Source organism: Providencia sp. UF-224, from assembly GCF_058245955.1.
In genome coordinates, this window is the sequence record NZ_JBSICC010000142.1 from 1 (window position 1) to 263 (window position 263).

1 protein-coding gene is annotated in these 263 nt (G+C 43.3%); it reads left to right on the forward strand.

The annotated features are described in order from the left end of the window. Window positions 1-33: 33 nt before the first annotated feature. Window positions 34-263 (forward strand): type VI secretion system tube protein TssD (gene tssD, locus AC4IFO_RS23210; RefSeq protein WP_490737879.1); only part of this gene is annotated, 230 nt, incomplete at its 3' end.

A 263-nucleotide genomic window follows, 5' to 3' on the forward strand; every position in this document is an offset into this window, starting at 1 on the left:
CTCAACTTGTCATTTTTGATAAAGGATATCGCTATGCCAACTCCATGTTATATTTCCATTCAAGGAAAAACCCAAGGTAACATCACTGCAGGTGCATTTACCGCGGATTCTGTCGGTAACATCTATGTGCAAGGTCATGAAGACCAAATGCTGGTACAAGAGTTTTCTCATGAAGTGACTGTACCCACTGACCCACAATCCGGACAACCTTCAGGTCAACGTGCACATAAACCGTTTCGTTTCACGGTGGCGTTAAATAAAGC